Origin of the sequence: Streptomyces tricolor, assembly GCF_002155905.1 — a bacterium.
Taxonomy (GTDB): domain Bacteria; phylum Actinomycetota; class Actinomycetes; order Streptomycetales; family Streptomycetaceae; genus Streptomyces; species Streptomyces tricolor.
This window is the reverse complement of the sequence record NZ_MUMF01000245.1, coordinates 1-1,996: the sequence shown is the minus strand read 5'-3', so window position 1 is coordinate 1,996 and position 1,996 is coordinate 1. Positions and strand designations below refer to the sequence as shown.

At 74.6% G+C, this 1,996-nt stretch carries 1 protein-coding gene; it reads right to left on the bottom strand.

Features of this window, described 5'->3' with window-relative positions; all coding sequences use genetic code 11:
* Nucleotides 1–131: 131 nt before the first annotated feature.
* On the bottom strand, nt 132–1,286 hold the full coding sequence (locus tag CCN44_RS18465) for a cystathionine gamma-synthase (RefSeq protein WP_059252317.1): 1,155 nt from the start codon (nt 1,284–1,286) through the stop codon (nt 132–134).
* Nucleotides 1,287–1,996 lie beyond the last annotated feature (710 nt).

Genomic DNA, 1,996 nt, shown 5'->3' with positions numbered 1-1,996 from the left:
CCGCCGGGTGCTGTGGCTGCTGGTGTGGGCCGCGGCCGTCGCGTTCGCGGTGTGGGCGGCCGGCGCCCAGCCGTGGGTGGAGTCGCCCTCGGAGACGACTCCACCGCTCACCGGCTGGTGAACCCCTGCCGCTAGGCGAGGGCCTGCTGCAGGTCCTCCAGCAGGTCGTCGACGTTCTCGATGCCGACGGACAGACGGACCAGGTCGGCCGGGACCTCCAGCGCGGAGCCGGCCGCGGAGGCGTGGGTCATCCGGCCGGGGTGCTCGATGAGGGACTCGACGCCGCCGAGGGACTCGCCGAGGGTGAACACCTGGGCGCGGTTGCACACGTCGATCGCGGCCTGCTCGCCGCCCTCGACCCGGAACGACACCATGCCGCCGAACGCCTTCATCTGCTTGACGGCGACGTCGTGGCCGGGGTGCTCGGGCAGGCCCGGGTAGCACACGCCGGTCACCCGCGGGTGCCGGGTCAGCATGTCGGCGATCTTCGCGGCGTTCTCGCTGTGCCGGTCCATGCGCACCGCGAGGGTCTTGGTGCCGCGCAGCACCAGCCAGGAGTCGAAGGGGCCGGCGACGGCGCCCATCGCGTTCTGGTGGTAGGCCAGTTCCTCGCCGAGGGCCAGGTCGGAGACGATCAGCGCACCGCCGACCACGTCCGAGTGCCCGCCCATGTACTTGGTCAGGGAGTGCACGACCACGTCGGCGCCGAGCGAGAGCGGCTGCTGGAGGTAGGGCGTGGCGAACGTGTTGTCGACGACGAGCTTCGCGCCGGCGTCGTGGGCGACCTGAGCGACGGCGGCGATGTCGGTGATGCCGAGCAGCGGGTTGGAGGGGGTCTCCACCCAGACCGCCTTGGTCTTCGGGGTGATCGCGGCACGGACGGCGGCCGGGTCGCTGGTGTCGGCGACCGACCACTCCACGCCCCAGCGGGTGGCGACCTTGGCGAAGAGCCGGAAGGTGCCGCCGTAGGCGTCGTTCGGGATCACCACGTGGTCGCCCGGGGTGAGCAGCGTCCGCAGCAGGGTGTCCTCGGCCGCCAGGCCGGACGCGAAGGCGAGGCCGCGGCGACCGCCCTCCAGCGCGGCGAGGTTCTCCTCCAGGGCGGTCCGGGTCGGGTTGGCGCTGCGGCTGTACTCGTAGCCGCCGCGCAGCCCGCCGACGCCGTCCTGCTTGTAGGTCGACACCTGGTAGATCGGCGGGACGACCGCGCCGGTGAGGGGATCCGCGGTGTTGCCCGCGTGGATCGCGAGGGTCTCGAAGTGCTGACTGATATGCCTGTCGCTCATGTGCACCGAGCGTAGTGCGCCCGGCCCGTTCCTGATGCCCGCCAAGGGGTATTCGTCCTGCCTTGCAATGGTGCCGTCACGCTTGGGGCGGTCCCGGCGCCCCGCCGCGGGCGGCCCACCGCCACGCCCTGGGCGGCCTACCGCCACACCCTGGACGGCCTACCGGCACGCGTGGGGCGGCCCACCGCCACACCCTGGACGGCCCACCGGCACGCCGGGGGCAGCCCACCGCCACACCCTGGGCGGCCCACCGCCACGCCTTTGGCGGCCCACCGTCATGCCGGGGGCAGCCCACCGCCACACCCTGGGCAGCCTCGCCGCTACGCCCGGCCGTCCCACGGTCACGCGCCGGGCAACCCGCCGCCACAGCTCGCCGCGATGCCCGAGCAGTCCCCGCCGTCACGCCCCGAGCAGCCCCGCCGCCGCACCTCGCCTCGACGCCCGGCCAGCCCCACCATCACACCCTGGGCGGCCTACCGGCACGCGTGGGGCGGCCCACCGCCACGCCGGGGACGGCCCACCGCCACACCCTGGGCAGCCTCGCCGCGACGCCCGGCCGTCCCACCGTCATACGCCGGGCAACCCGCCGCCATGCCTCACCGCGATGCCAAGCCGGCCCCACCGTCACGCCCCGGGCGACCCGCGCCAAACGCCGCCGCGACGCCCAGCCAGCCCCACCGTCACACCCCGGGCGACCCGCCGTCATGCCT

Coding starts and splice junctions, on each gene's coding strand:
- CCN44_RS18465 (WP_059252317.1), bottom strand. CDS start 1,286: ATGAGCGACAGGCATATCAGTCAGCACTTCGAGACCCTCGCGATCCAC.